Consider the following 26,007-nt stretch of genomic DNA (forward strand, 5'->3'; position numbering starts at 1 on the left):
AGTATTCAAATGAACCCGGAGTTTCCCATGTCCGCACTGTTCGAACCCTACACCCTCAAAGACGTCACCCTGCGTAACCGTATTGCCATTCCGCCGATGTGCCAGTACATGGCCGAAGACGGCATGATCAACGATTGGCACCACGTTCACCTGGCCGGCTTGGCCCGTGGTGGTGCCGGCTTGCTGGTGGTCGAGGCCACTGCTGTGGCGCCGGAAGGGCGTATCACCCCCGGTTGCGCCGGTATCTGGAGCGATGCCCACGCTCAGGCGTTCGTACCGGTGGTGCAGGCCATAAAGGCTGCCGGCTCCGTGCCGGGTATCCAGATCGCCCACGCCGGGCGCAAGGCCAGCGCCAACCGCCCGTGGGAGGGTGATGACCACATTGCCGCCGACGACGCGCGCGGCTGGGAGACCATTGCCCCGTCTGCCATTGCCTTTGGTGCGCACCTTCCGAAAGTGCCACGCGAAATGACGCTGGACGATATCGCCCGGGTCAAGCAGGACTTCGTCGATGCCGCCCGCCGTGCGCGTGATGCCGGCTTCGAGTGGATAGAACTGCACTTTGCCCATGGCTACCTGGGCCAGAGCTTCTTCTCCGAGCACTCCAACAAGCGCACCGATGCCTACGGTGGCAGCTTCGAAAATCGCAGCCGCTTCCTGCTGGAAACACTGGCCGCAGTGCGCGAAGTGTGGCCGGAGAACCTGCCGCTGACCGCGCGCTTTGGTGTGTTGGAATACGATGGCCGCGATGAGCAGACCCTGGAAGAGTCGATCGAACTGGCCCGTCGCTTCAAGGCCGGTGGCCTTGACCTGCTGAGCGTGAGTGTCGGCTTTACTATTCCCGAGACCAACATCCCGTGGGGCCCGGCGTTCATGGGGCCGATTGCCGAGCGTGTGCGCCGTGAGGCGAAGCTGCCGGTGACCTCGGCGTGGGGCTTTGGCACGCCGCAACTGGCGGAAGGGGCACTGCAAGCCAACCAGCTGGACCTGGTGTCCGTGGGGCGTGCACACCTGGCCGACCCGCACTGGGCGTACTTCGCCGCCAAGGAACTGGGGGTGGAGAAAGCCTCCTGGACGTTGCCGGCGCCTTATGCGCACTGGCTCGAGCGTTACCGCTGAGGCTTGGAGGGGCTGCTTTGCAGCCCATTCGCGGGCAAGCCCGCGCCCACAGACACCACAGGTTTCAGATACTGCACCCTCTCTGTGGGAGCGGGCTTGCCCGCGAAGGGGCCGGTAAAGGCTAAAACCGGTCCAGTCGGTATGCACCCATTTCAGGCCCACCAGCCTGCCCAGCCAACCGCCCCACCCATTCCGCCGTCACCGCTGCCTGGGTCAACCCCAGGTGTTGATGCCCAAACGCCAACAGCACCCGCCCATCGCACACCCTGTCGATCACCGGCAGCGAGTCCGGCAACGAAGGCCTGAAACCCATCCACGGTGTTGCTCCTTCGACGCTCAAGTCGTGCCGGAACAACCCCTTGCTCAACCGGTGCAACTGCCACGCCCGCTGCATGCTCGGCGGTGCCTGCAGCCCGGCAAACTCCACTGTGCCAGCCAGGCGCAAACCTTCGACCATGGGCGTCATGATGAATTTGCGCTCAAGCGAGGTGACTGCAAACGGCAGGCGCTGGTGCTCACCCGGCAACATCAGGTGGTAGCCGCGTTCGGTATCCAGCGGCACTCGCGTGCCTGTCAGCGCGGCAGTCAGTTTTGCAGAATGGGCGCCACAGCTGACAAGCACCTGGCGGGCATTGAGCATGCCTTGGTCGCTGGCAAGGCTCACGCCGGCACTGTGCAACTGCCCGCCATCGACCTGCGCCTGGACAAAGCGCACCCCACTGGCCTTGGCCGCTTCGAACAATTCGCACACCACCCGATAAGGGTCGATGAAGTGCCCGGTGCGCGGGAAGAACAGCCCGCCCAACAGTGACGGGCTGAGTTGCGGCGCCGCTTCGCGCACGGTTTCGGCCGACCAGAAGTCCACCGGCACCGCCTGCTGTTGCATGCGTGTGCGCAACGCCTCCAACGCCTGGCGTGACTCAGGCTTCTCGAACACCAGCAACGAACCATCCTCTTGAAACAACTCGCTGCGCCCGATCGAGCCCAACAGCCGTTGCCAGGCGCCCAGACTGCCTTCGTTCAGCGTGCGGATGCCCGCCACGCTGCGCTGGAACGGCGCCGGGCGCAGGTTGAGCAGCAGCCGGGTGAACCACGGCATGGCCTTGGGCAGGTATTTCCAGTCCAGGCGCAGCGGGCCCATCGGGTCGAGCAGCATGCGAGGCAGGCGCTTGAGGATCGACAGGTCGGCAATCGGGAACACTTGCTCGGTTGCCAGGTGCCCGGCATTGCCGAAGGACGCGCCAAGGCCGGGTGCCTGGCGGTCGACCAGGGTTACCCGACGGCCCTGGCGGGCCAGTTGCAAGGCACAGGCGACGCCGACGATGCCTGCGCCGACCACGGCAATATCGGTTTCAGCGGTTTCGAGCATGCTCAGCCTTCCCGTTTGCCATCTAGCAGGCGCCGCAGTTGCAGCGGGTTGCCGTGTTTCAATGCCTGCGGCAGCAGCGCATCGGGGAAGTCCTGATAGCAAACCGGGCGCAGGAAACGCAGGATCGCCGCGGTGCCCACCGAGGTGGTGCGGGCATCGGAAGTGGCCGGGAACGGCCCGCCGTGGACCATGGCATCGCACACCTCGACGCCCGTCGGCCAGCCATTGACCAGAATGCGCCCGGCCTTGCGCTCAAGGGTGGGGAGCAGGGCGCGAGCGCTTTCGATGTCGGCCTCGTCCAGTTGCAGGGTGGCGGTCAGCTGACCTTCCAGGTGTTCGGCTACCTGGCGGACCTGCTCAGCGTCGGTGCAGGCAACGACCAGCGACGCTGCACCGAACACTTCAGCCTGCAACGCCGGGTCGGCGAGAAACGCTTCGGCCTGGGTCACGAACAACTGTGCCTGGCACTGGTTGGGGCCCTGATCGGTTTGGCCACTGGCGATGGTTTGGGCACAGGGGTTGTCTGCCAGGGCTGCGATACCGGCCTGGTAGGCACTGAAAATGCCGGGGGTGAGCATGGTTTGGGCGGGGGCCTGCTGCACGTAACCGGCGGCTGCAGTGATGAACCGCTGCAGGGCCGGCCCCTGCCGGGCGATTACCAGGCCAGGGTTGGTGCAGAACTGGCCGGCGCCCTGGGTCAGCGAGGCGACGAAACCTTGTGCCAGTGCTTCGGCACGGGCTTGCAGGGCGGCGTCGAACAGGAACACCGGGTTGATCGAACTCATTTCTGCATACACCGGGATGGGCTCCGGGCGCGCCTGGGCGGCTTGGCACAGCGCCATGCCACCGCTGCGCGAGCCGGTGAAACCAACGGCCTTGATACGCGGGTCGCTGACCAGGGCAATGCCCACTTCACGGCCCGAGCCATAAAGCAGCGAGAACACACCGTTCGGTAACGCGCACTGCTTCACTGCTTGCGCCACTGCCTGGCCGACCAGCTCACTGGTGCCGGGATGGGCACTGTGGGCCTTGACCACCACGGGGCAGCCAGCGGCCAATGCCGACGCGGTGTCACCACCGGCCACCGAGAAGGCCAGCGGGAAATTGCTGGCGCCGAACACGGCGACTGGCCCCAGGGCCACCTGGCGCTGGCGCAAATCAGCGCGGGGAAGGGGCTGGCGCTCAGGCAGGGCGCTGTCGACCCGCACGTCCAGCCATTCGCCGGCCCGCACTACACGGGCAAAGGTGCGTAGCTGGGTGCAGGTACGACCACGCTCGCCCTGAATGCGTGCCTTGGGCAGACCGGTTTCGGCCACGGCGCGGTCGATCAGGGCATCGCCGAGGGCCTCGATCTGTGTGGCGATGGCTTCAAGGAAGTCTGCTCGTTGTTCGAGCGAGGTTTCGCGGTAGGTGTCGAATGCCGCCCAGGCCAGCGCGCAGGCCTGGGCCACGTGTTCGCCGGTGCCGCCGAGGTAGGCCGGCTCCAACGTCTGACCGGTGGCTGGGTCGATGGCACGGATGGCGTCGCGGCTGCCGGTTACCGGCCTCTGGCCGATCAGCAGGTTGCCTGTGAGGGGCATGTAGCCTCCTTGGATATCTAATGCAGATGCATGGGGGGGATTACGACCCCTGTAGGAGCGGGTTCACCCGCGAACACCGGCGAAGCCGGTGCCATGCACCGGGTCGCCTGATTCGCGGGCACGCCCGCTCCCACAGTGGGAGCAGTGGCAGCTCAGGCGATGTTCTGCTCGGCCGACCAGCTGGCATACCAGCTGCGGAACAGCGCGTACTGCTGTTCGGCATAGTTGCGCTGAGCGTCGGTCAGTACGTCGGTCTCGTTGAAGTGCAGGCTGTACTCGGTGTCGCCGTTGAGCACCATCAAGTGCTTGTAATACAACACCAGGTCGCAGCCTTCATCGAACGACGACAGTACCGCCAGCGCCGCTTCCAGCTCGCGCGCCAGGCGCCGGGCCCGGGCGTCGCCTTTGGCGGCCTGTTTGCTCAGGCTCACCAGTTGCAGCACTTCGCGCGGCAGCGCATTGCCGATGCCGGTGATGGCGCCGGTGGCGTTGCAGTTGACGAAGCCATGCACCACCTGGGTGTCGACACCGACCATCAGGGTGACATCGTCATCCTTGGAGGTGATGTGCTCGGCGGCGTAGCGCAGGTCGGCGCCACCGCCGAACTCCTTGAAGCCGATCAGGTTGGGGAACGCGCTACGCAGTTCGAAGAACAGGTCGGCGCGGGTGGCAAAGCCGTAGTAAGGGCTGTTGTAGATCACCGCCGGCAGTTTCGGTGCGGCAGCCAGGATGGCCGAGAAGTGATGCTTCTGGGCGATCAGCGAGGCGCCGCGGCTGAGCACGCGAGGGATGACCATCAGGCCGGCGGCACCGACCTTGGCGGCGTGGGCGGCATGCGACACTGCCTCACGGGTGTTGACTGCGCCCGTGCCGACGATGGTCGGGATACCGGCCGCCACCAGGCGCGCCACGCCTTCCTGGCGCTCGGCCTCGGTCAGCAGCGGCCAGTCACCCATCGAGCCGCAGTACACCACCGCGCTCATGCCGGCTTCGATCAGTTCGCGGCCCTTGCGCACCAAGGCGTCGAAGTCCGGCTTGCGCTCGGCGGTGCATGGGGTCATCAGGGCGGGCATGGTGCCGGTGAAAATGTTGTTGGTCATTGTTGTTACTCCTGGCGAAATTGGGTTTGGTCAAAAAGCCGGGGGCTCAGATGCCCCAGGCGAACGGGTCCTGTTCGTCGATCAGCAGGGTGCTGTCGGCGGTCATGTGGGCGCGGCCGGTGATGAACGGTCGAATACGCTCGCCGTCACGCTCGTAACGGCCGTGAAACTGGCTGCCGGTGATGCTGGCCTGCACCCAGGTCTGGCCTTCGGCAAGCGTGCCGTCGGCGGCCAGGCAGGCCAGCTTGGCGCTGGTGCCTGTGCCGCATGGGGAGCGGTCGTAGGCCTTGCCGGGGCACATCACGAAGTTGCGGCTGTCGGCGTTGGCGTCGTCGGCGAACAGCTCGACATGGTCGATGGGCGCGCCGTTTTCGCCGGTGATGCCTTGGGCTTCGAGCGCCTTGAGCATGGCCCAGGTGTACTCGGTCAACACCTCGCGGTTATCCAGCTCGATGCGCTGGCCGTGTTCGGCAACGAGGAAGAACCAGTTGCCGCCCCAGGCGATGTCGCCGTGCACCACGCCATGGCCGGGCACGTCCACCGCAACCTGTTGCCGGTAGCGGTAGGAGGGCACGTTGCCGATGGTGATGGCGCCGTCGTCATGCAGGGTGGCGCTGACCTGGCCGACCGGGGTGTCGATCTTGTGCACACCCGGTGCGATCAGGCCCAGGTGCTGTAGCGAGGCGACCAGGCCGATGGTGCCGTGGCCGCACATGTTCAGGTAACCGGCGTTGTTGAAGAAGATCACCCCGCAGGTGGCGTCGGCCGACACTGGCGGGCAGTACAGTGCGCCAACCAGCACATCGTTGCCGCGTGGCTCCAGCAGGCAGGCGCGGCGCCACCGGTCGTGCAGCTCGCGCAGTTCGTCGCGCTGTTCGGCCATGCTGCGGCCGTGCAGTTGCGGAAAGCCCTTCATCACCAGGCGGGTTGGTTCGCCGCCAGTGTGGGAGTCGATGACGTGAATCTGTTTCATGGGCTTGTCCCTTGCGTAAAAGATCAGGAAGCGACGGCAGCAGGGCGGCCGGTATAGGTTTCAGCGCAGGCTTCGCTTTCGTCCTCGCCTTCCAGGCGCACCAGGTGGGCAGGCACGCCAGTGGCCGCGCCCCAGTAGTAGATGCCCAGCGCGCAGGCCGCCACGACCACGGTGTCGAATGGGTGGCCGATGACGCCCAGGCCGCCGAAGCTGCCCAGCCACGACAGCAGGATGGTCACCGCGTAGAAGCCGATCAGCCAGGCCGACGAGCGAACTTGCTGGGCCAGCGACAGGTGCTGGGTGGGTACGAAACGGCTGCACAGCAGGTACAGCACGAACATCACGATCTGCAGGGCCAGCAGCCACGACACGGTGTTCCAGCCCGACCAGTACACGATCAGCGCGGCGATGATGAACGACAGCGGGCCGAGCACAGCCATGCCCTTGACCCGGAACGGGCGCGGCATGTGTGGTGCATTGCGGCGCAGGGCGGCAACACTGACCGGGGCCACGGCGTAGCTCAGTACCAGAGCGGCGGATACCACGTTGATCAGCGCTTCCCACGACGGGAAGGGCAGGGTCCAGAACACCGACAGGCCAAATGTCAGCCACAGGGCCGGGCGCGGGATGCCGGACTCTGCATCGATGCGGGTGAAGTACTTGAAGAAGGTGCCGGTCTGCGCCCAGCCATAGATCACGCGCGGGGTGGCGTTCATGTAGATGTTGCCGCAGCCGCTTGGCGAGATCACAGCGTCGGCCACCACCAGGTAGGCCAGCCAGCCCACACCCAGCGCCAGGGCGATGTCACGGTAGGGCAGGGCCAGTTCCTTGGTCACGCTGGCCCAGCCGTTGGCCAACATTTCGGTCGGCACGCTGCCGAGGAAGGCCAGTTGCAGCAAAGCGTAGATCGCGGTGGACAGCAACACCGAAAGAATCAGCGCAATCGGGATGGTGCGCTGCGGGTTCTTGACCTCGCTGGCCACCGAAATGATCGGCGTCAGGCCCAGGTAGGCGAAGATGATGCCGCCGGCGGATACGGCCATTTCCACCCCGGACAGGCCGAACGGGGCAAAGCCCTGGACCTCGAAGTTTTCTGGCTTGAAGAAGGTGAACAGCACGCCGATCACCAGCAGCGGCACGATGAACTTGAACACGCTGACCAGGTTGTTGGCCTTGGCGAAGGTTTTCACGCTGCGGTAGTTGAGGAAGAAGAACAGCCCCAACAGGGCGAACTGCACCAGCCAGCCGAGCACGGTTGGGTCGCTGGAGCCGGCCTTGGTCAGCCCGGGGAACCAGGCGGCGGCGTATTGGCGTGAGGCGACCACTTCGATGGCGATCAGGCTGGAAAAGGCGATCAGGGTGATGAAACCCATCAGGTAACCGAGCAGTGGGCCGTGCGAGTAAACCGGGTAGCGCACCACGCCGCCGGCACGTGGCAGGGCGGCGCCCAGCTCGCAGTAGACGATACCCAGCAGCAGTACGGCGAACCCGCCGAGAAACCAGGAGAGGATGCCGGCCGGGCCGGCGATGGCCGACACGTGGCTGGCGGCGAACAGCCAGCCGGAGCCGAAAATGGCCCCTAGGCCGATGAAGGTGAGGTCCAGCAGTGATAACTGTTTTTTGAATTTGCCTGACATGGGTTCGCCTTTTTGTTGGTTATTGGATAGGCAGGTCTGATGTCACGAGATGCGGCTTTTTGGGCCGCGCTCTTGTAGGACTTGGGCGGCTTGCGTGGGGCATAGAGTGAACCGGTCGGGGCGGCGGTTCTTGATGGTTTTCTGCAAGGGGGATGACGAAATCGGCACAGTTGCAGAAAAACAGTGGTAAGGCGCAAAGCGGGGGGATAGGCTCAAAGCCATACCGGATAAGGGTTTGAGAGATGCATTGCTAGTGCCGGCCCTTTCGCGGGTGAACCCGCTCCTGCAGGTACGGCGCAGAATTCAAAATCTGTGGGGGCCCTGTAGGAGCGGGTTCACCCGCGAAGAGGCCGGCCCAGCCAGCAGAGAACCGACAGATGACCGACGCCCCCCTGGCAACCCTCTACCAGTCTCTCGACCAGCACCGCCCCGCCACCCTCGAGGCCCTGCTCGCCGGTGTATCGCTGTTGCTGCCGATGCTCGACGCCATCCCCAACGCCGCAATCTTCATCAAGGACCCGGCCGCCCGCTACGTGCTGGCCAACAACACCTTGGTCCAGCGCTGCGGCCTCAAGCGCTTGCAACCGCTGCTGGGCAAGACCAGCGCCGAAGTGTTCCCGGCACAGCTGGGCCCTGGGTACACCGAGCAGGACCGCCGGGTGCTCAAGGAAGGGATGGTGCTGGAGGACCAACTGGAGCTGCACCTGTACGGCAGCCGTGAACCCGGCTGGTGCCTGACCCACAAGCGCCCGCTGTACAACCAGGCGGGCGAGATCATCGGCCTGGTTGGTATTTCGGTCGACCTGCAGTCAGCCGCCGACAGCCACCCCGCTTACCAGCGCCTGGCTGCTGTGGACGAGCACATTCGCCAGCATTTTCACCAGCCGATCAGCATGGGCGAGCTAACCCGCATCGCCGGTATCTCCGTGGCCCAGCTGGAGCGCTATTGCAAGCGGGTGTTCCACCTCACGCCCCGGCAGATGATCCACAAGGCGCGCCTGGAGCATGCCCATCGCCTGCTGCATTCGGAGCTGCCGATCACTGAAGTGGCGATGCGCTGCGGCTACACCGACCACAGCGCCTTCAGCCGCCAGTTCAAGCAACTGACCGGCTTTACGCCACGCCAGTATCGCCAGGCTACCGCCGATCAGGTGGCCTGAAACAACCCCCGGGCCTCGGCAAAGCATTGCTCGGCAATCGCCGAGCGCGGCTCGCTGCGGCGCAGCAGCAGGCCGACCGGGCTGTGGATGGCGGCGTCGGCCACCGGTACGATGCGCAGGTGCTCGCTGAGGTCTTCCAGGCCGCAGTCCAGTGGCATGATCGCGCAACATATGCCGGTGTTGATGGCCTGGATAAGCTGGAAGCTCGAGTCGCTCTCAAGCACCGCATTGGGCTCCAGACCACGGCTGCGGAAGCTCAGGTCCAGCGACTGGCGGTAGTGCATGCCTTTGCTCAGCAGCCCCAGCGGAATATCGCCAAGCTCCTCCCAGCGCAGCCGGTCGCTGGCGAACTGAAAGTGCCGTGTATCGTGCAGCAGGCCCATGGTGGTGGTGCCGAGTTCGATCACTTCGAAGAAGCTGGTGTTGACCTGGTCCAGGTAGCAGATACCCAGGTCGAGCTGGTTGCGGCTGAGGCCGTCGATGACCTGTTCCGAACTCAGCGAGCTGAGCTGAAAGTGCAGTTCGGGGTATTTTTCGCGCAGGGGCAGCAGCAGGTGCATGGGGTTGAAACTGGCCAGCGGCACCGTGCCCAGGCGCAGGCTGCCGACCACTTGGCCACGGCAACTGGCAGCCTCGGCCTGCAGGCCGTCATGGGCGGCGAGCAGGGTACGGGCCCAGGCCAGGATGCGCTCGCCGGCCTCGGTGAAACCTTCGAAGCGCTGGCCCCGCTTGACCAGCACCAGGTCCAGTTCGTCTTCCAGGTTGCGCAGGCGCATGGACAGCGTCGGTTGGGTGATATGGCACAGCGCCGCCGCCTGGCCGAAGTGGCGGGTCTGGTCGAGGGCGATGAGGAACTTGAGCTGCTTGATGTCCATGGAAGTGCCTGGCGTCTGGTTATGCAGACCTTAACCCACGTCTGCGATAGATGTCATTGATCGGCCGGTACGTCATATCGATTGGACGCCTCTGGGGGTATGCCTCTAGCGTGGTGAAAATACCCTTCAAGGAGCTTCACCGTGCGCGTCCAACTTGATGCGGTCTTCGTACCGCTGAACATCGCCGTGCTGACTGTCAGCGACACCCGTACCTACGACAACGATACTTCCGGCGCGCTGCTGGCCAACCGCTCGGTCGAGGTCGGTCACCGGCTGGTGGCGCGAGCGCTGCTCAAGGACGACCTGTACAAGATCCGCGCTCAGGTGGCCAGCTGGATTGCCGATGAACAGGTGCAGGTAGTGCTGATCACCGGCGGTACCGGCTTTACCGGGCGCGACAGCACACCGGAAGCGGTCGAGTGCCTGCTGGACAAGCGTATCGATGGGTTTGGCGAGTTGTTCCGGGCATTGTCGATTCTCGATATTGGCAGCTCGACCGTGCAGAGCCGGGCGTTGGCCGGTTTGTCCAACCGCACGTTGGTGTGCTGCCTGCCGGGCTCGACCGGGGCCTGCCGCACCGCCTGGGAAGGGATTCTGGCCGAGCAGCTGGATGCACGGCACCGGCCATGTAACTTCGTCAAACACCTGTTGCCGATCGAGGCCTGCGCAAGCCGGGGCTGAGGGTTACCGGGGGGGGCGGGCCCTGTGCTGTCCCTCGTAGGAGCGGTTTTACCCGCGAAGAGGCCAGAACAGGCAACCACCCCCGGTCAGCTCAACACATACCCCACCGGCAACAAGGCGGGAGGCAGCTGCTGTTCCCCCAGCCCGGCCAGCACATCGCGCTCCACAGTCCGCACCATGGCATCGGTCGGCAGATCGTTCTCATCGCGCCCGAACGGGTCTTCCAGCTCGTTGCCGATCGCATCCAGCCCGAAGAACGTGTACCCCACGATGGTGGTGAACAGCGGTGCCAGCCAGCCCAGTGGCTCGGCCAGGGCAAACGGCAGCAGCAGGCAGAAAATGTAGATAGTACGGTGCAGCAGCAGCGTGTAGGGGAACGGCAAGGGTGTGCCCTTGATCCGCTCACAGGTGGCCTGCACTTCGGTCAGGCCCACCAGGCGCTGCTCCAGCAGGTTGTAGCGCCATTCGCTGATCTGTTGCTGTGCGGCCAACCGTGAACAGTGTTCGCCGATTTCACGCAGGATGCCGTCGCACACATTGTGCGGGCTGATCGCATCGGCCCTGGCCAGCCACGGCCTGGCAGCTTCCCGTTCGTCCTCGTTACGCAGCCGGGCATTGAGTGCATGGGCGAAACCACACAGGTTGCGCAGCAGTTCGGCGCGCAGTGTTTCGTCGGTAATCGCCACGCTTTCCCGCACGAACGAGCGGGTTTCGATAATCAGTTTGCCCCAGGCCTTGCGCCCCTCCCACCAACGGTCGTAGCACGCATTGTTTCGAAAGCTCATGAAGATCGACAGCGACAGGCCCAGCAAGGTGAATGGCGTGGCGCTGACCGGGTAGAAATACGTCGGGAAATGCCGCTCGACCAGCACGATCAGCGCGGCCAGCAGTGTCACCATCAGGCAACGCAGGGCAATGCGTTTGACGATCGACCCCTTGAGGGTGAACAGCACGCGCAATACATCGGTGGAGAGTGGGACGATCATGGAAATCCAGAGACGGCTGCTCAGCCGCCGGTCATGTTCATGAAGCGCAGGATCTGCACATCGCCACCGACTTCGAAATGATGGCGATAGGGCTTGAGGTGCAGCGAGTCGCGAATGGCCTTTTCCAGGCGTTCGGGGTTGCCCGGGTGGGCGCGCAGCACGTGCTTGAGGTCTACCGAGTGTTCGTTGCCCAGGCACAGCAGCAGGCGGCCTTCGACGGTGAGGCGCACGCGGTTGCAGGTGGCGCAGAAGTTGTGGCTGTGCGGGGAAATGAAGCCGACCCGGGTGTTCACGGCTTCGGCCAGGCGCCAGTAGCGGGCCGGCCCCATGGACGACTCGGTCGATTCGACCAGCGTGAACTGCTCGGCCAGGCGTGCCCGTACTTCATCGCTGGAGCAGAACGATTCGCCACGTTCATGCTCGCTTATCACCCCCAGCGGCATTTCCTCGATGAAGGTGATGTCCAGCTCGCGTTCGATGGCAAAGCGCACCAGATCGACCAGTTCATGGTCGTTGCGGCCTTTGAGTACCACGCAGTTGAGCTTGGTGCGTTTGAAACCGGCCTGGCGTGCGGCGTCGATGCCGGCGATTACCTGGGCTAGGTCGCCGGTGCGGGTCAGCTGCTTGAAACGGTCGGCATCCAGGCTATCCAGGCTGATGTTCAGGCGTGTCACCCCGGCGTCGAACAGCGGCTGAGCCAGGCGCCCGAGTTGCGAGCCGTTGCTGGTCAGGCACAGCTCGCGCAGGCCGGGCAGGGCGGCGATGCGCCCGCACAGGTCGACGATGCCCTGGCGTACCAGTGGCTCGCCACCCGTCAGGCGGATCTTTCGGGTGCCCAGCGCGACGAAGCGTTCGGCCACCTGGAACAGTTCTTCGAGGCTGAGGATTTGCTGGCGCGGCAGAAACTGCATGTCTTCGGCCATGCAGTACACGCAACGGAAGTCACAGCGGTCGGTGACCGACATCCGCAGGTAGTCGATTTTCCGGTTGAAGCCGTCGATCAGGGCCCGGCTGTTCTGTTCCACGTTCGCACTCGAATGGGTTGGGACATGACTCCAAGCTATAACCTGGCCGCAAGGCCGTCAAATTGCTTTGCCTGACCGGTTGATCGATGGCCTCTATCGCCTGGGACAGCCTCTGGCAGCCATGATCGAAACCGCTTATCACGCCGTAAGATCTTTCGATTGGACGCTCCTTCCCACGCTCCATAGGCTGGAAAAAAGCATCGAAGCGTGAGGATTCATCGCATGAGCCAGGACGAACACATCAGGGACTACAAGGGCGCCGCTGCCGGCTGGGGGGCGCTCAAAAGCGTGACCAAGAGCTGGCTGGGCAGCGACAACGCCTTCAAGAACCTGCGGGCCATGCTCAAGACCAACCAGAACGGCGGTTTCGACTGCCCCGGCTGTGCCTGGGGCGAGTCGCCGGAAAGCGACATGGTCAAGTTCTGCGAAAACGGCGCCAAGGCGGTCAACTGGGAAGCCACCGGCCGCTCGGTCGACCCGGCTTTCTTCGCCCAATACAGCGTCAGCGCGCTGAAGGAGCAGACCGACTACTGGCTTGAATACCAGGGCCGCCTCACCCACCCGATGCGCTACGACGCCGCCACCGACCACTATGTCGAAACCACCTGGCAGGAGGCCTTCGAGCTGGTCGCCAGGCACCTGCGTGCGCTGCAGTCGCCGGATGAAGCCGAATTCTACACCTCGGGCCGGGCCAGCAACGAAGCGGCGTTCCTTTACCAGCTGTTCGTGCGTGCCTACGGCACCAACAACTTCCCGGATTGCTCGAACATGTGCCACGAAGCCAGCGGCGCGGGCATGTCGGAAACCCTCGGGGTGGGCAAGGGCACCGTGGTGTTCCACGATCTGGAGCTGGCCGACGCGATATTCGTCATCGGGCAGAACCCCGGCACCAACCACCCGCGCATGCTCGAACCCCTGCGCGAAGCGGTCAAGCGTGGCGCCCAGGTCGTCTGCTTCAACCCGCTGAAAGAGCGTGGCCTTGAGCGCTTCCAGCACCCGCAGCACCCGTTCGAAATGCTCAGCAACGGCTCCGAGCCGACCTCCAGCGCCTACTTCCGCCCGGCCTTGGGTGGGGACATGGCGGCAATGCGCGGTATTGCCAAGTACTTGTTGCAATGGGAGCGCGAGGCGCAGGCCAAGGGCGAGCCGGCGGTGTTCGACCATGCCTTCATCGCCGAGCACACCAGCGGCGTCGACGATTACCTGGCGGCGGTGGACGCCACGTCCTGGGAGCACATCGTCAAACAGTCGGGCTTGACCCTGGCCGAGATCGAGCTGGCCGCCCGCATGTACCGCAAGGCCGAGCGGGTCATCATGTGCTGGGCCATGGGCGTCACCCAGCACCGCCATTCGGTGCCGACCGTGCAGGAAATCGTCAACCTGCAGCTGCTGCGCGGCAACGTCGGCAAACCCGGCGCAGGCCTGTCGCCGGTGCGTGGCCACAGTAACGTGCAGGGTGACCGTACCATGGGCATTGACGAGAAACCCTCGGCGGCGCTACTCGATGCCATCGAACAACGTTTCCAGTTCAGTGTGCCGCGTACCCATGGGCACAACGCAGTGTTGGCGATCAAGGCTATGGAAGAGGGGCGGGCCAAGGTGTTCATTGGCCTGGGCGGCAACTTTGCCCAAGCCACCCCGGACACCGCGCGCACCCACGCGGCGCTGCAGAACTGCGCGTTGACCGTGCAGATTTCCACCAAGCTCAACCGCTCGCACCTGGTCACCGGCCGCGATGCGCTGATCCTGCCGTGCCTGGGCCGTACCGAAATCGACCTGCAGGCCGAAGGGCCGCAAGGCGTGACCGTGGAGGACACCTTCAGCATGGTGCACATCTCCAACGGCCAGTTGCGCCCGCGCTCGCCGCATATGCGCTCGGAACCGTGGATCATTGCCGGCATGGCCAAGGCCACGCTGGGCAACCAGCCGATCGACTGGGAGCACGCGGTGGCGGATTACAACCGCATTCGCGACATGATCGCTGACGTGATTCCGGGCTTTACCGGTTTCAATGAACGCTTGAACAGCCCCGGCGGGTTCCACCTTGGCAACAATGCCGCCGATCGCAACTTCCGCACGGCCACGGGCAAAGCCCGCTTCATGCCCCACGCGCTGCCCGAGGAACTGGTCAACGCCAAGGTACTGGCCCGTGGTGACAAGCCCGACCTGATTTTGCAGACCCTGCGTTCGCACGACCAGTACAACACCACCCTGTATGGCCTGGACGACCGTTACCGTGGGGTGTTCGGCCTGCGTGAGGTGGTGTTCGTCAATGAGGCGGACATCCGTCGCCTGGGCTTCGAACCGGGTGAGCAGGTAGACCTTGTGTCGTTGTGGGAGGATGGCGTGGAGCGGCGGGTGTCCGGGTTCCGCCTGGTGGCGTATGACGTGCCTGAGGGGCAGGCGGCGGCGTATTATCCGGAAACCAACCCGTTGGTACCGCTGGAAAGTTATGGTGAGGGGACCTATACCCCGACCTCGAAATTCGTGGCGATCAAGGTCGAAAAGGCCAAGGCGGGGAACCGCATTGCGGCGGTGTTGGCCTCGGATTGATGGGGTGCCTGTGCTGGCCTCTTCGCGGGTGAACCCGCTCCTACGGGACCCCACAGCGCTTGAGGTTGAGGTGATCCTGTGAGGTTGCCCGCGAAGAATCCAGCACCGGTCAGGCGCGATGCACCGGGTAAGCCGTGGTGTACTTCATCTGCTCCATGGCAAAACTGGACGTGATGTTCGACAACCCATCGGTACGGGTAATCAGCTTTTTGTAGAACCGGTCATACGCCGCAATATCACCCACCACCACCCGCAGCATGTAGTCCCAGTCCCCGGACATGCGGTAGCACTCCATCACTTCCTCGAACCCGGTCACCGTCGCAGCAAACTGCTCCAGCCATGCGCTGTCGTGGCGCTGGGTCTTGAGCTGGACGAACACGGTAAGCCCCAAGCCTAGCCGTTCGGGGTCCAGCAGGGCGACGCGGCCGAGGATGTAGCCGTCTTCCTCCAGGCGCTTGACCCGCTTCCAGCACGGTGTGGTGGACAGGTTGACGGCCTCGGCCAGGTCCTTCAGCGAGATCGAGGCATCACGCTGTAGCAGGGTAAGAATGTGCTGGTCGAAACTGTCCATATCGCGCGCTGGCCGTGCAGAAAAATATTTCACAGATTACCCCAAGGCCAGATGATTTGGGTTGTGCGATAGTTGCAGCTTTCATTCTGCCAATGGGCCTGACCATGTCCGACAAGCCGCGCAATTTCGCCACCCGTACCATTCACGCCGGCGAGCAGTTCAGCGTTGCCGATAACGCCATTTTTCCGGCCATCGTCACCGCCAGTTCGTTCACCAAGCGCAGCCTGGACGATAAGCCGGAATATTCCTACAGCCGCGTCGGCAACCCCACCCGGCATGCCTACGAAACCTGTGTCGCTGCCTTGGAAGAAGGCGTGGGCGCTGTGGCCTGCGCCTCGGGGGTCAATGCCACCGCAACCGTGCTTGAGCTGCTGCCCAAGGATGCCCACGTGGTGGTGATGAACGGCGTGTACGGTGGCACGTTCCGCATCATGGAAGATTACCGCAGCCGCACCTCGGGGCTGACCACCACCTATGTCGATCTCAACGACCTTGAAGCCGTAGCGGCTGCGATCAAGCCGGAAACCCAGCTGATCTGGATCGAGTCGCCGACCAACCCGTTGCTGCACCTGGTCGACATCAAGGCGGTGTGCGACCTGGCCAAGGCCAAGGGCATCCTCACCTGCATCGACAACACCTTCTGCTCGCCGTGGAACCAGCGTCCGATCACCCTGGGTGTGGACCTGGTGATGCACTCGGCCAGCAAGTACATCGGTGGCCACTCCGACCTCACCGGCGGTGTGGTGGTGGCGGCCAATGATGCGTTGCTGGCGCGCCTGCGCCGTATCAGCATGGCGATAGGGGCGGTGCAGGGGCCGTTCGACTGCTACCTGGCCCTGCGCGGTCTGAAGACCCTGGATGTGCGCATGGAGCGCCAGTGCGCCAATGCCCTGCAGGTGGCGCGCTTCCTGGAAGGTCACGCGCAGGTCGAGCAGGTGTATTACCCAGGGCTGGAAAGCCACCCTCAGCATGAGCTGTGCAAACGCCAGATGCGCAGTGGCGGGGCAGTGGTGGCGATGAAAGTGAAAGGCGACCGCGCCGCGCTCAACCGCCTGGTGGAGGCGCTGCAGATCTTTGTCCTGGCCGACTCGCTGGGTGGGGTGGAAAGCATGATCAACCATTCCTGGAGCATGTCGCACTGCTCGCTGAGCCCAGAGCAGAAAGGGGTGATGGGGATCAGCGAGAACCTGCTGCGGTTGTCGGTAGGTATCGAGGATTACCGTGACCTGGTCGAGGACCTGGATGGGGCGTTGAAAGCGCTGGTTGCTGTGTAGGGCTGCAGGCCTCTTCGCGGGCTCGCCCGCTCCTGCTGGTGGTAGGAGCGGGTTTACCCGCGAATACGGAGGCGACGGCAACGGTGACCGGCCAGGGATACTGGCCAGCAGGCCCGGCCCTTTCGCGGGTGAACCCGCTCCTACGACGGTCTGCACATCGGTGTAGGAGCGGGCTTGCCCGCGAAGAGGCCGGTGGATTCAATAAATGCCTGTCAGGATTTGGGCGGATGAATGATCCGTTCGATCTTGTCCTTGATCAGCAACCTTTCCTTGCGCAGGCGGTTAACGGCCTCGTCGTTGGTGCCGTTGCCTTCGGCGGCTACCACCTCCTTGTCCTTGGCGTTGTACTCCTTGTGCAGTTTGTGCAGGTCCTGATCCTTCTCTATGAGTGCCTGGAATGCATCAGCGGTAACGTGCAGGTCAGCGAGCAGATCGTGCGGAACTGGCATTTCTTCACCTCTGTCAGGGTTGTCGGTAAGGTCCTGACCATTGAGGATAGCTGTCTTTGCGCAGGCTTGTGACGGCGGTTCAGGCTGAATGGCAGCTGAATGGTTTAGAGATAATTGGTAAAAGACGCGCCCTCACGAAATTGTTACCGAGTTTTTCACGAAAAATTGATGACGTGCTTTCTAGAGTTCGCCCAACTTTCCCACAGTGCCATCTGGCCTGGGGGTGATAATCACTCTTGATTGCGAACGCTGATGCTCAACTTCAAATCCCTGCGGACTGAATGGGTCACGCTGCTGGCCAGTCTTTACCTGCTGATCGGCTTCAACATGTTCCTCTGGGAGCACCTGCAAGCGGCGGTTCCTGCCGGCCTGTCGGGGTTGTGGCTGAGTCTGGCGTTTGCTGTGCTGATGCTCTTCGCCTTCAATCTCATACTCACGTTATTTGCTTTCCGGTATGTATTGAAGCCGGTACTTATCGTGTTGTTCATGAGTGGCGCGGGCGTGGCTTACTTCATGAACCAGTACGGCGTACTTATTGACGCCGCCATGTTCCGCAATATGGCCGAGACCAATGTTGCGGAAGTGCGCGACTTGATGTCGTTCAAGTTTGCCGCGTATATCCTGCTGCTGGGTGTGCTGCCATCGGTGCTGCTGTGGAAGGCGCAAATCGCCTACCGCCCGTGGCACCGCGAGCTGCTGGGCAAGTTGCTGGTCAGTGGTGCCTGTGTGGTGACCATTGGCTCGGTAGCGTTGGTCAATTATCAAGGGCTGTCGTCGCTGTTTCGCAATCACCATGAATTGCGCCTGATGCTCACCCCCAGCAATATCGTCGGGGCCTCCATTGGTTATGTCAGCGAGCGTGTCGGTACGGCTTCGCGCCCGTTCCAGCATTATGGCGAAGATGCCAAGCGTGATGCGGCCTGGCAAAAACATGAGCGCAAGTCGCTGACCGTGCTGGTGGTCGGGGAAAGTGCCCGGGCAGACCATTTCGGCGTGCTGGGCTATGACCGCGATACCACGCCCAATCTCGCCAAAGAGCAAGGCCTGCTGGCGTTTTCCGACGTGCACTCGTGTGGTACGGAAACGGCGGTTTCGGTGCCTTGCATGTTCTCGGGCATGAAGCGCAGGGATTACGATGCCCGCGTAGCGAAGAACCGCGAAGGGCTGTTGGACATCCTCCAGCGTGCCGGCCTGGCCGTGCAGTGGCGTGACAACCAGTCGGGCTGCAAAGGCACCTGCGACCGCGTTCAGTTCATCGACGTCAGCAACCTCAATGATCCGCAGCTGTGCGCCAATGGCGAATGCCATGACCAGATCCTGCTGCAAGGCCTGGACGCGTTGATCGACAACCTCGACAAGGACACCGTGCTGGTGCTGCACCAGATGGGCAGCCACGGCCCCGAGTACTTCAAGCGCTACCCCAGTGATGGCGAGCGCTTCACACCGGTGTGCCAGAGCAACGCGTTGAACCAGTGCAGCAAGGAGCAAATCATCAACGGATACGACAACACCCTGGCCTATACCGACAAGGTGCTGGCCTCGCTGATCGATACCCTGCGCAGCAAGCAAGACAAGGTCGACACGGCGATGATCTACCTGTCCGACCACGGCGAGTCGCTGGGCGAGTACAACCTGTTCCTGCACGGCACGCCCTACGCCATCGCTCCCGAGCCGCAGAAGCACGTGCCGCTGCTGACCTGGTTCTCCGACAGCTACAAGGAGGACTTCGGCGTCGATACCGACTGCCTGGCACGGCTCAGCGATGCCCCGCTGTCCCAGGACAACCTGTTCCACTCGATGCTTGGCCTGTTGCAGGTGCATACCGAGCTCTACCAACAGTCGCTGGACATGTTCGCCAGTTGCCGGCCCTGGCTGGCGGCCAAGCGCTGAAGCCAGTCGCGTTTCATGCAAGCTTGGGCGATCCCTGTGGGAGCGGGCAAGCCCGGGCCATACACCGTGTTGCCTTCATTCGCGGGTGCGCCCGCTCCCACAGGGTGGACTGCCCCCGAAAAGCGGGACAGTTTCACCCGCAGTGCCCGCGCCGTATATACTGCGCGCCAATGTTAGTGGGAGAGCCTTGTGGCCATCGAAATTCACTGGATCCGTGACGACCAGAGCCTGGCCGAACACTGCCGCGACTGGCACCTGCTGCCCTTCGTCGCCGTCGACACCGAATTCATGCGGGTCGACACCTTCTACCCGAAAGCCGGGCTGATTCAGATCGGCGACGGCCAACGCGCCTTTCTGATCGACCCGCTGCTGATCGGCAACTGGCAACCCTTGGCCGACCTGCTGGAAGACAGCGGTGTGGTCAAGGTGCTGCACGCCTGCAGCGAAGACCTTGAAGTGCTGCTGCGCCTGACCGGCAAGCTGCCTCAGCCGCTGTTCGACACTCAGCTGGCCGCCGGTTACCTGAACCTGGGCTTCTCCATGGGCTATTCGCGGCTGGTGCAGGAAGTGCTGGGCATCGAATTGCCCAAAGGCGAAACCCGCTCCGACTGGCTGCAACGCCCGCTCTCGGAAACCCAGGTCAGCTACGCTGCCGAAGATGCCGTGCACCTGGCCGAGCTGTTCACCGTGCTGCGCCCGCGGCTGAGTGACGACAAGTATGCCTGGGTGCTGGAAGACGGCGCCGAGCTGGTGGCTGCGTTGCGCCGTGAAGTCGAGCCTGAAAGCCTGTACCGCGACGTCAAGCTGGCCTGGAAGCTGGCGCCTCAACAACTGGCAGTGCTACGTGAGCTGTGCGCCTGGCGCGAGCGCGAAGCGCGCAACCGCGATGTGCCGCGTAATCGTATCCTCAAGGAGCACTCGCTCTGGCCCATGGCCAAAAGCCAGCCGAACAACCTGTCGGCCCTGGCCAAGATCGACGAGATGCACCCACGCACCATTCGTCAGGACGGCGAGTGCCTCATCCAGCTGATCAAGCGCGCCGCCAGCCTGCCTGCCGAGCAATGGCCTGCGCCCTTGCCCGAGCCGCTGCCGATCGAGGCTGCGGGCCTTCTCAAGCAGCTGCGTGCCATCGGCCAGGCCGAAGGCGAGCGCCTGGGGATTGCGCCCGAGTTGATGCTGCGCAAGAAAGCCCTGGAGGCGCTGCTCAAGAGCGGATACCCCAATGGCCCTTATCAACTGCCCGATTCGCTGCGCGGCTGGCGCCGTGAGCGCATGGGCCAGGCCCTGCTGGAGAACCTGGCAGGTGCCGGAGAAACCCGATGAAACGTATTTGCTCGATCTACAAGAGCCCACGCAAGAACGAAATGTACCTGTACGTACTCAAGGCTGACGGCCTGGAGCGCGTGCCTGAAGGCCTGCTGCCGTTCTTCGGCACCCCCGTGCACGCTTTTGACCTGGTGCTCAGCCCTGAGCGCAAGCTGGCCCGCGAGGACATCACCAAGGTGCTGGAGAACCTCGAAAGCCAAGGCTACCACCTGCAGATGCCGCCGCTGGAAGATGAGTACATCGAGCACCTGCCCGAAGAGCTGCTGCGCCGAAACGACCCCGTCTGACCATGCGTGTACTGATCGCTGAGCATGACCATGCTCGATACGCCGGGCTTTTGCGCGCCGCCGCGCCAGAAGTGGAAGTGTTGACCAGCGGCGACTCTGCCGAACTGGCCCGCCAGGCACCGCAGTGTCCGGTGTGGCTGGGCCAGCCGGACTTGCTGGCCAGTCTGCTGCGCCAAGGCCACAAGCCTGGCTGGATACAGTCGACATGGGCGGGTATCACGCCGTTGCTGGCCGACGGCCTGCCGCGTGATTACCGCCTGAGCCGCGCAGTAGGCATCTTCGGGCAGGTGATGGCCGAGTACATGCTCACCTATATGCTAGGCCATGAGCGTGAGGTGCTGTCGCGCCTGGTCAGCCAGGTCGAGCGGCGGTGGGATGACCGCCCGGGGCGCAGCCTGGAAGGGCGCAAGGTCCTCATTGTGGGTGTAGGCGACATTGGTCAGCGTGTGGCCGAGTTCCTGCAGCCGTTTGGTGTGGCGCTGTACGGCGTTGCCAGCAGCGCCCGTGAGCAGGCGCCGTTCGTCGAGGTGGCGGCGCTGGCCGACCTGCCGCGCTTGGTTGGCCAGGTCGACTACGTGCTGAACCTGCTGCCGGATACCCCGGCGACTCATGACCTGTATGACGCAGCGCTGTTCAAGTGCTTCCAGCCCTCGGCCTTGTTCATCAATGCCGGACGTGGTGTGGCGGTGGTCGATGCCGACCTGGTCGAGGCGTTGAAGGAGGGCCATCTGGCCGGTGCGGTGATCGATGTGTGCCGCCAGGAGCCGCTGCCCAAGCAACACCCGTTCTGGACCGCCTGGGGCTTGCTGCTGACCGGGCACAGCTCGGCGCCCACCTCGCCGGCGGCGATGGTGCGCTTGTTTGCGGAGAATGTGCGAGCGTATGCGGCGGGGCAGGGGTTGCGTGGCGAAGTCGATTTCGCCCGGGGCTACTGATTGCTGTGGCCCGTACCGGCCTCTTCGCGGGTAAACCCCTCCAGCACAGGGTGGTGATATCCCCGTAGGAGCGGGCTTGCCCGCGAAGAGGCCAGCACGGCCAACACAAACCTTACAGGCTGAAATCGCCTTCAGCAGCCAGCTCGCTCAGCGGCTTGCGCGGGCTTGGCACTTCACGCGCCTGCAGGGCTTCATCCAGGCTGGCCTTGTCGCCCAGCTTGCCGATCGCCACCATGGCATGCAGTGCGTAACCTTCGGGAATCTTCAGTTCCTGACGTGCCAGGTCCTGATCGAAGCCGGCCATGCCATGGGTATGCCAGCCGCTGATGCTGGCCTGCAGGGCCAGGTGCCCCCAGGCAGAGCCCGTGTCGAAGGTGTGCCACAGCGCCGGTTTTTCTTCCGTAGCGCCCGGGGCCGCGAAGGTAGTCTTCGAAATGACCAGCACCAGCGCCGACGCTTGTTGCGCCCAGCTGCGATTGAAGGGCACCAGCAGGCTCAGGTAACGCTCCCAGTTCGGCGTGTCGCGGCGGGCATAAAGGAAGCGCCAAGGCTGCGAATTATAGGCCGACGGTGCCCAGCGGGCGGCCTCGAGGAAGCTCAGCAGGGTTTCTTCGCTGATCGGCTCGGCGGTGAAGGCGCGTGGTGACCAGCGGTTGATGAACTGCTCGTTGATGGCGTAATCGGCAATGCGGGGGTTGGCGCTCATGGCGGCTCCTGCAAACGGACGGGAAAAGCGCACGCTACTGCGTGCCGTCGCGACTGACAAGCGGTCTGGCTTTGCCGAAGGCCAGGCTCTAGACTGGCGCCGCCGCGCGCCGTGGCCCCCAAGATGAAGGTAGGAACCCTGTGTGATGATCGCTGAAAACGCGCCGTTCTGGCGGCGCAAGACCCTCGAACAACTCAGCCAGCAAGAGTGGGAGTCGCTGTGCGATGGCTGCGGCCTGTGCTGCCTGCAAAAGCTCGAGGACGAAGACGACAACAGCGTCTATTACACGCGCATCGCCTGCAAACTGCTGGACCTGGATACGTGCCAGTGCAGCGACTACCCCAACCGCTTCGCCCACGTGCCAGACTGCATCCAGCTGACCCCGGGCAAGGCCGACCAGTTCAAGTGGCTGCCGAGTACCTGCGGTTACCGTCTGGTCAGTGAGGGCAAGGACTTGCCGGCTTGGCATCACCTGGTCTGTGGCGACCGGCAACAGGTTCATGAACAGCGCATTTCCCAGTCGGGGCGTATGCTCAGTGAACACGATGTGCACGAAGACGACTGGGAAGACCACCTGATCTTTCGCGCCAGCTGACCGGCGCGGCCCGCTGCCTCGGGGAAACAAGGAGTTTCTGTATGCGTTGCCAGCTGTTGTTGCTGTTGGGCCTGATGGCCAGTTCGCCGGCCTGGGCGAAGAAGGTCGACCTCCACTACCAGGTGCGCTTGCTACCTGCCAGCGGCCAGGCCGAGGTCCGCGTGACATTGGCCGAAGGCAGCGCCGTGCGCAGCCTGGACTTCGACTTGGGCAAGGCTGGGGCCTACAGCGGCTTCCAGGCCGATGGGCAATGGCAGCTGAAGGGGCAGCGTGGTATCTGGCAGCCAGCGGCCGGCAAGACCAGCCTCAGCTACCGTGTGCAGCTGAACCAGAAGCTGGCCAGCGGCGCCTATTCATCACGCATCACCCCACACTGGGCACTGTTCCTCGGCGACCAGCTGATACCCCCTGCGCGCCTCGACCAGCAGGATGGTACCGAGCTGGTGGCGCGCCTGGCTTTCGACCTGCCCGAGGGCTGGAAGAGCATCGAAACGTCCTGGCCGCGTATCGGCAAGGGGAAGTTTCGCATCGACAACGTGTCGCGCCTGTTCGATCGCCCGACCGGCTGGATGCTTGCCGGCGACCTGGGCAGCCGCCGCGCTCGCCTGGGCGAGACCGAAGTGACCGTGGCCGCGCCGGTGGGGCAGGGCATGCGGCGCATGGACAGCCTGACCTTGCTCACATTCGTCTGGCCACAACTACAAGCTGTGTTCCCGCGTAACCCGCCCAAGCTGCTGTTGGTCGGGGCGCGTGACGGCATGTGGCGAGGGGCTATGGCTGCGCAGGGCTCGTTGTACCTGAACAGTGCCCGGCCCATGGTCAGCGAAAACGGCAATAGCCCGTTGCTGCGCGAATTGGTGCAACTGTTCGCGCAGATTCACGGGCGTGACGGCAGTGACTGGCTGGTAGAGAGCCTGACCGATTATTACGCCAACGAGTTGCTACGCCGCTCGGGCGGGATGAGTGATGACCGTTACCAGGTCTGGCAGGCGCGTCTGAGCAAGCAGGGCGCCAAGGTCAACCGGCTCAAGGGTGAACGCGCAAGCCCGGCCCAGGTGGCCCGCGGCGTGATGCTGTTGCAGGCGCTGGACAAGGAAATCCGCATTCACACCCAGGCCAAACGTTCGTTGGACGATGTGGTGCGGGGGCTGATGCGCCTGCCCAGCGTCAGTACCGAAGACTTTGTGCAGATCAGCGAGAACGTGCTGGGGCGGCGTTCCGATGTGCTGCAGAGCAAGGTGCTGCACTAGGCATCCCTGCGCCTGACAATCGGCAGGGCGGCATCGTCTGCAAGTCGCATTTCAAGCGTATCAAGTCGTACCTGGAATACACCGCCGAGCAGAAACTCAGCATTGTTCACGGGGCGAAACCGAGGTTGGGAAGCGTGCAGCCAACCACCGTCGGCAGCGTTGATCGCGACAACCCATGGTTTGTCGAGGCAATGTTCGGCCCGGTTTCGGTGCTGTTCTGACGGAGCTCAGCACTCGGTCGCCCTGTGTTGGCAGGTCTGTCCTGCCGCCGCAGTGGCGGCCTTTTTATTTGAACTTGGGCCCCGAGCGGGTATTCAGCCCCTTGGCCAAGCGGTCGTACAGCACCACATTCACCGTTGCTGCCAGGTTCATGCAGCCCTCGGTCGGGATGTAGATAGTCTCTTCACACCATCCCCGCACCTCTTCGCTCAACGAGCCATCCTCTGGCCCGAAGATGTAAATGGCCCGGTCCGGATGGGTGTAATCCGGCAATGGCCGCGCACCCTCCACCAGTTCTACCGCTACTGGCGTGCAGCCCAGCGGGATAATGCGCTGCAGGTCGTCGATGCCGATCAACGGGATGTCGTAGTGCACGCGCTTGGTGTCGGTGACGAAGTCACGCGCGCGTTCATAGCGTTTGCCCGTGTAGAACACCGAATTGACGCCATAGCAGCCCGCTGCGCGCATCACAGAGCCGACGTTTTCTGCCGACTTGGGGTTGAACAGGCCGATGCAGCTGTATCGTTTGTTTGCCACGTACCGGGGCCCTTCGCGAAAAAAAGCGCGATTATACGGGCTGCCCGGTAGCAGCGGGGGGCGAATCGATGGTCAGTCTTTCTTCAGCATGCCCGCCAGCCCGGCAAACGGGTTGTGCGTAGCCTTGGCAATGCTCGGGGTGCTGGTGGAGCCTTCGCTGAAGTACTGCTGGTCGGTGTAGCGCGAGTGTTCGTTGTCGTGGCAGTACAGACACAGCAGCTCCCAGTTGGAGCCGTCCTGAGGATTGTTGTCGTGGTTGTGGTCACGGTGATGCACGGTCAGCTCGCTCAGGCGCTTGCCGGCGAACTCGCGGGCGCAGCGGCCGCACACGTGCGGGTACATTCTCAGGGCCTTGTCGCGGTAGCCCATTTCCTTGTCGCGCTTGGCATCGGCCAGGATGCGGTCGAGGCGCGCGGTGGCGGCGGCAGAAGAGGTGGAGCTCATGGTGTTTCCTTTGTTCTGATCAGGCAAGTGACGGTTATGCCATTGAGTCTAGCGCGCTTGCAGGTCAGGCGGACAGGCGAAAGCGTTGAATTAGGCGTAGCCTGTAGAAAGGTTCCCGACAGGAGGTTGCTGATGTTTCACGCGATCCTCGCCGCGCTGTTGATGGCTGGCCTGCCCTTGGCAGAAGCTGCCAGTACGCCACCCAGGCTCACGCCGCCAGTACCCGGCGCGCCCGGTACGCCGACGCCTACGCCATACCCGCAGATTACCCCGAGTACGCCGCCCAAGGCTTATGACAGCCAGCCGGGGGCGCCCTTGTTGCCGCCGATGCCAGTGCCCGGCCCGCCGAAGGATCAGCCATTGCCCGGGTTGCGGCAGGACCCGCCGAAGCCGGTTGTGGAGGATGATTGACGGGCGGGAGCTGAGGGCGTCTGGGGCTGCTTTGCAGCCCATCGCGACACAAGGC

26 protein-coding genes are annotated in these 26,007 nt (G+C 63.6%); 13 read left to right on the plus strand and 13 right to left on the minus strand.

Annotated features, from left to right (window positions below):
- Positions 1-27 precede the first annotated feature (27 nt).
- Positions 28-1,119, plus strand: coding sequence for a xenobiotic reductase XenA (xenA, locus tag LMH93_RS06640; protein ID WP_108190687.1), 1,092 nt, complete (start codon positions 28-30; stop codon positions 1,117-1,119).
- Positions 1,120-1,240: 121 nt separating this feature from the next.
- Here the strand turns inward: xenA and LMH93_RS06645 are convergent, their stop codons facing one another.
- From LMH93_RS06645 to LMH93_RS06665, 5 genes are all read right to left on the minus strand, one after another.
- Positions 1,241-2,488 (minus strand): NAD(P)/FAD-dependent oxidoreductase, encoded by a 1,248-nt coding sequence (locus tag LMH93_RS06645; RefSeq protein WP_230064942.1) that lies wholly within the window; start codon positions 2,486-2,488, stop codon positions 1,241-1,243.
- Positions 2,489-2,490: 2 nt separating this feature from the next.
- Positions 2,491-4,068 (minus strand): aldehyde dehydrogenase (NADP(+)), encoded by a 1,578-nt coding sequence (locus LMH93_RS06650; protein WP_108190689.1) that lies wholly within the window; start codon positions 4,066-4,068, stop codon positions 2,491-2,493.
- Positions 4,069-4,220: 152 nt separating this feature from the next.
- The gene (locus tag LMH93_RS06655; protein ID WP_003254709.1) at positions 4,221-5,168 is read right to left on the minus strand and encodes a dihydrodipicolinate synthase family protein; all 948 of its coding nucleotides are present in this window, start codon (positions 5,166-5,168) and stop codon (positions 4,221-4,223) included.
- Between the two features lie 46 nt (positions 5,169-5,214).
- Complete coding sequence (locus LMH93_RS06660) at positions 5,215-6,141, minus strand: 4-hydroxyproline epimerase (protein ID WP_003254707.1); 927 nt, start codon at positions 6,139-6,141, stop codon at positions 5,215-5,217.
- 23 nt (positions 6,142-6,164) lie between these two features.
- On the minus strand, positions 6,165-7,778 hold the full coding sequence (locus LMH93_RS06665; RefSeq protein ID WP_100774589.1) for an APC family permease: 1,614 nt from the start codon (positions 7,776-7,778) through the stop codon (positions 6,165-6,167).
- A 377-nt stretch (positions 7,779-8,155) separates the two neighbouring features.
- Between LMH93_RS06665 and LMH93_RS06670 the strand changes: the two genes are divergently transcribed.
- Positions 8,156-8,938 (plus strand): AraC family transcriptional regulator, encoded by a 783-nt coding sequence (locus LMH93_RS06670; protein WP_003254703.1) that lies wholly within the window; start codon positions 8,156-8,158, stop codon positions 8,936-8,938.
- On the opposite strand, the gene LMH93_RS06675 is transcribed toward LMH93_RS06670, so the two are convergent.
- The gene (locus LMH93_RS06675; RefSeq protein ID WP_070095968.1) at positions 8,926-9,813 is read right to left on the minus strand and encodes a LysR family transcriptional regulator; all 888 of its coding nucleotides are present in this window, start codon (positions 9,811-9,813) and stop codon (positions 8,926-8,928) included. The genes LMH93_RS06670 and LMH93_RS06675 overlap by 13 nt on opposite strands.
- Before the next feature lie 141 nt (positions 9,814-9,954).
- Here LMH93_RS06675 and moaB point away from each other — a divergent pair, with 141 nt between their 5' ends.
- Positions 9,955-10,494 carry a molybdenum cofactor biosynthesis protein B gene (gene moaB, locus LMH93_RS06680; protein ID WP_012051495.1) on the plus strand — a complete coding sequence of 180 codons (540 nt, stop codon included), beginning with the start codon at positions 9,955-9,957 and terminating at the stop codon, positions 10,492-10,494.
- An 86-nt stretch (positions 10,495-10,580) separates the two neighbouring features.
- Here the strand turns inward: moaB and LMH93_RS06685 are convergent, their stop codons facing one another.
- A complete protein-coding gene (locus LMH93_RS06685) occupies positions 10,581-11,480 on the minus strand; it encodes a bestrophin family protein (RefSeq protein ID WP_230064943.1) in 900 nt (299 codons plus the stop codon).
- A gap of 20 nt (positions 11,481-11,500) precedes the next feature.
- The gene (gene moaA, locus LMH93_RS06690; RefSeq protein WP_230064944.1) at positions 11,501-12,505 is read right to left on the minus strand and encodes a GTP 3',8-cyclase MoaA; all 1,005 of its coding nucleotides are present in this window, start codon (positions 12,503-12,505) and stop codon (positions 11,501-11,503) included.
- Between the two features lie 222 nt (positions 12,506-12,727).
- Between moaA and LMH93_RS06695 the strand changes: the two genes are divergently transcribed.
- Positions 12,728-15,058 carry an FdhF/YdeP family oxidoreductase gene (locus LMH93_RS06695; protein WP_230064945.1) on the plus strand — a complete coding sequence of 777 codons (2,331 nt, stop codon included), beginning with the start codon at positions 12,728-12,730 and terminating at the stop codon, positions 15,056-15,058.
- A gap of 109 nt (positions 15,059-15,167) precedes the next feature.
- Here the strand turns inward: LMH93_RS06695 and LMH93_RS06700 are convergent, their stop codons facing one another.
- A complete protein-coding gene (locus LMH93_RS06700; RefSeq protein WP_003254691.1) occupies positions 15,168-15,629 on the minus strand; it encodes an Lrp/AsnC family transcriptional regulator in 462 nt (153 codons plus the stop codon).
- 92 nt (positions 15,630-15,721) lie between these two features.
- On the opposite strand from LMH93_RS06700, the gene LMH93_RS06705 reads away from it, so the two are divergent.
- Positions 15,722-16,903, plus strand: a complete 1,182-nt coding sequence (locus LMH93_RS06705; protein ID WP_012051500.1) for a trans-sulfuration enzyme family protein — start codon at positions 15,722-15,724, stop codon at positions 16,901-16,903.
- A 212-nt stretch (positions 16,904-17,115) separates the two neighbouring features.
- Here the strand turns inward: LMH93_RS06705 and LMH93_RS06710 are convergent, their stop codons facing one another.
- The gene (locus LMH93_RS06710; RefSeq protein WP_003254689.1) at positions 17,116-17,352 is read right to left on the minus strand and encodes a YdcH family protein; all 237 of its coding nucleotides are present in this window, start codon (positions 17,350-17,352) and stop codon (positions 17,116-17,118) included.
- Between the two features lie 252 nt (positions 17,353-17,604).
- Here LMH93_RS06710 and LMH93_RS06715 point away from each other — a divergent pair, with 252 nt between their 5' ends.
- The 4 genes from LMH93_RS06715 to LMH93_RS06730 all read left to right on the plus strand — a co-directional run bounded on the left by LMH93_RS06715 (position 17,605) and on the right by LMH93_RS06730 (position 21,790).
- The gene (locus LMH93_RS06715) at positions 17,605-19,242 is read left to right on the plus strand and encodes a phosphoethanolamine transferase (protein WP_060539146.1); all 1,638 of its coding nucleotides are present in this window, start codon (positions 17,605-17,607) and stop codon (positions 19,240-19,242) included.
- Between the two features lie 189 nt (positions 19,243-19,431).
- The gene (rnd, locus tag LMH93_RS06720) at positions 19,432-20,565 is read left to right on the plus strand and encodes a ribonuclease D (protein ID WP_047604268.1); all 1,134 of its coding nucleotides are present in this window, start codon (positions 19,432-19,434) and stop codon (positions 20,563-20,565) included.
- Positions 20,562-20,855, plus strand: a complete 294-nt coding sequence (locus LMH93_RS06725; RefSeq protein ID WP_003254683.1) for a YcgL domain-containing protein — start codon at positions 20,562-20,564, stop codon at positions 20,853-20,855. Before rnd ends, LMH93_RS06725 begins: the two co-directional genes overlap by 4 nt.
- A gap of 2 nt (positions 20,856-20,857) precedes the next feature.
- Positions 20,858-21,790 (plus strand): D-2-hydroxyacid dehydrogenase, encoded by a 933-nt coding sequence (locus tag LMH93_RS06730; protein ID WP_004575888.1) that lies wholly within the window; start codon positions 20,858-20,860, stop codon positions 21,788-21,790.
- 112 nt (positions 21,791-21,902) lie between these two features.
- On the opposite strand, the gene LMH93_RS06735 is transcribed toward LMH93_RS06730, so the two are convergent.
- A complete protein-coding gene (locus LMH93_RS06735; RefSeq protein ID WP_003254681.1) occupies positions 21,903-22,496 on the minus strand; it encodes a nitroreductase family protein in 594 nt (197 codons plus the stop codon).
- A gap of 145 nt (positions 22,497-22,641) precedes the next feature.
- Between LMH93_RS06735 and LMH93_RS06740 the strand changes: the two genes are divergently transcribed.
- Genes LMH93_RS06740 through LMH93_RS06750 form a run of 3 tightly spaced genes read left to right on the plus strand, consistent with a single transcriptional unit; the run spans position 22,642 to position 24,562 of the window.
- Positions 22,642-23,091, plus strand: a complete 450-nt coding sequence (locus LMH93_RS06740) for a YcgN family cysteine cluster protein (RefSeq protein ID WP_004575890.1) — start codon at positions 22,642-22,644, stop codon at positions 23,089-23,091.
- A 41-nt stretch (positions 23,092-23,132) separates the two neighbouring features.
- On the plus strand, positions 23,133-24,341 hold the full coding sequence (locus LMH93_RS06745) for a hypothetical protein (RefSeq protein WP_230064946.1): 1,209 nt from the start codon (positions 23,133-23,135) through the stop codon (positions 24,339-24,341).
- 2 nt (positions 24,342-24,343) lie between these two features.
- Positions 24,344-24,562, plus strand: coding sequence for an aldehyde dehydrogenase family protein (locus tag LMH93_RS06750; protein ID WP_127644235.1), 219 nt, complete (start codon positions 24,344-24,346; stop codon positions 24,560-24,562).
- Positions 24,563-24,626: 64 nt separating this feature from the next.
- On the opposite strand, the gene LMH93_RS06755 is transcribed toward LMH93_RS06750, so the two are convergent.
- Both LMH93_RS06755 and LMH93_RS06760 read right to left on the minus strand, forming a co-directional pair.
- Positions 24,627-25,097: an RNA methyltransferase gene (locus LMH93_RS06755; RefSeq protein WP_003254677.1), complete on the minus strand. Its 471-nt coding sequence runs from the start codon at positions 25,095-25,097 to the stop codon at positions 24,627-24,629.
- 72 nt (positions 25,098-25,169) lie between these two features.
- A complete protein-coding gene (locus LMH93_RS06760) occupies positions 25,170-25,541 on the minus strand; it encodes a YajD family HNH nuclease (protein ID WP_003254676.1) in 372 nt (123 codons plus the stop codon).
- A 132-nt stretch (positions 25,542-25,673) separates the two neighbouring features.
- Between LMH93_RS06760 and LMH93_RS06765 the strand changes: the two genes are divergently transcribed.
- Positions 25,674-25,952 (plus strand): hypothetical protein, encoded by a 279-nt coding sequence (locus tag LMH93_RS06765; protein WP_003254675.1) that lies wholly within the window; start codon positions 25,674-25,676, stop codon positions 25,950-25,952.
- Positions 25,953-26,007 lie beyond the last annotated feature (55 nt).

It is taken from the genome of Pseudomonas sp. CIP-10, assembly GCF_020911845.1.
Taxonomy (GTDB): domain Bacteria; phylum Pseudomonadota; class Gammaproteobacteria; order Pseudomonadales; family Pseudomonadaceae; genus Aquipseudomonas; species Aquipseudomonas alloputida.

What these genes read in the sequence shown, in the direction of transcription:
- LMH93_RS06705 (WP_012051500.1), top strand. Translation starts at nt 15,722, where the DNA reads ATGGGCCTGACCATGTCCGACAAGCCGCGCAATTTCGCCACCCGTACC.
- LMH93_RS06645 (WP_230064942.1), bottom strand. Translation starts at nt 2,488, where the DNA reads ATGCTCGAAACCGCTGAAACCGATATTGCCGTGGTCGGCGCAGGCATC.
- LMH93_RS06735 (WP_003254681.1), bottom strand. Translation starts at nt 22,496, where the DNA reads ATGAGCGCCAACCCCCGCATTGCCGATTACGCCATCAACGAGCAGTTC.
- LMH93_RS06765 (WP_003254675.1), top strand. Translation starts at nt 25,674, where the DNA reads ATGTTTCACGCGATCCTCGCCGCGCTGTTGATGGCTGGCCTGCCCTTG.
- LMH93_RS06685 (WP_230064943.1), bottom strand. Translation starts at nt 11,480, where the DNA reads ATGATCGTCCCACTCTCCACCGATGTATTGCGCGTGCTGTTCACCCTC.
- LMH93_RS06660 (WP_003254707.1), bottom strand. Translation starts at nt 6,141, where the DNA reads ATGAAACAGATTCACGTCATCGACTCCCACACTGGCGGCGAACCAACC.
- LMH93_RS06715 (WP_060539146.1), top strand. Translation starts at nt 17,605, where the DNA reads ATGCTCAACTTCAAATCCCTGCGGACTGAATGGGTCACGCTGCTGGCC.
- LMH93_RS06710 (WP_003254689.1), bottom strand. Translation starts at nt 17,352, where the DNA reads ATGCCAGTTCCGCACGATCTGCTCGCTGACCTGCACGTTACCGCTGAT.
- LMH93_RS06655 (WP_003254709.1), bottom strand. Translation starts at nt 5,168, where the DNA reads ATGACCAACAACATTTTCACCGGCACCATGCCCGCCCTGATGACCCCA.
- LMH93_RS06730 (WP_004575888.1), top strand. Translation starts at nt 20,858, where the DNA reads ATGCGTGTACTGATCGCTGAGCATGACCATGCTCGATACGCCGGGCTT.
- LMH93_RS06760 (WP_003254676.1), bottom strand. Translation starts at nt 25,541, where the DNA reads ATGAGCTCCACCTCTTCTGCCGCCGCCACCGCGCGCCTCGACCGCATC.
- LMH93_RS06665 (WP_100774589.1), bottom strand. Translation starts at nt 7,778, where the DNA reads ATGTCAGGCAAATTCAAAAAACAGTTATCACTGCTGGACCTCACCTTC.
- xenA (WP_108190687.1), top strand. Translation starts at nt 28, where the DNA reads ATGTCCGCACTGTTCGAACCCTACACCCTCAAAGACGTCACCCTGCGT.
- LMH93_RS06650 (WP_108190689.1), bottom strand. Translation starts at nt 4,068, where the DNA reads ATGCCCCTCACAGGCAACCTGCTGATCGGCCAGAGGCCGGTAACCGGC.
- LMH93_RS06745 (WP_230064946.1), top strand. Translation starts at nt 23,133, where the DNA reads ATGCGTTGCCAGCTGTTGTTGCTGTTGGGCCTGATGGCCAGTTCGCCG.
- LMH93_RS06700 (WP_003254691.1), bottom strand. Translation starts at nt 15,629, where the DNA reads ATGGACAGTTTCGACCAGCACATTCTTACCCTGCTACAGCGTGATGCC.
- LMH93_RS06725 (WP_003254683.1), top strand. Translation starts at nt 20,562, where the DNA reads ATGAAACGTATTTGCTCGATCTACAAGAGCCCACGCAAGAACGAAATG.
- LMH93_RS06670 (WP_003254703.1), top strand. Translation starts at nt 8,156, where the DNA reads ATGACCGACGCCCCCCTGGCAACCCTCTACCAGTCTCTCGACCAGCAC.
- LMH93_RS06695 (WP_230064945.1), top strand. Translation starts at nt 12,728, where the DNA reads ATGAGCCAGGACGAACACATCAGGGACTACAAGGGCGCCGCTGCCGGC.
- LMH93_RS06675 (WP_070095968.1), bottom strand. Translation starts at nt 9,813, where the DNA reads ATGGACATCAAGCAGCTCAAGTTCCTCATCGCCCTCGACCAGACCCGC.
- LMH93_RS06740 (WP_004575890.1), top strand. Translation starts at nt 22,642, where the DNA reads ATGATCGCTGAAAACGCGCCGTTCTGGCGGCGCAAGACCCTCGAACAA.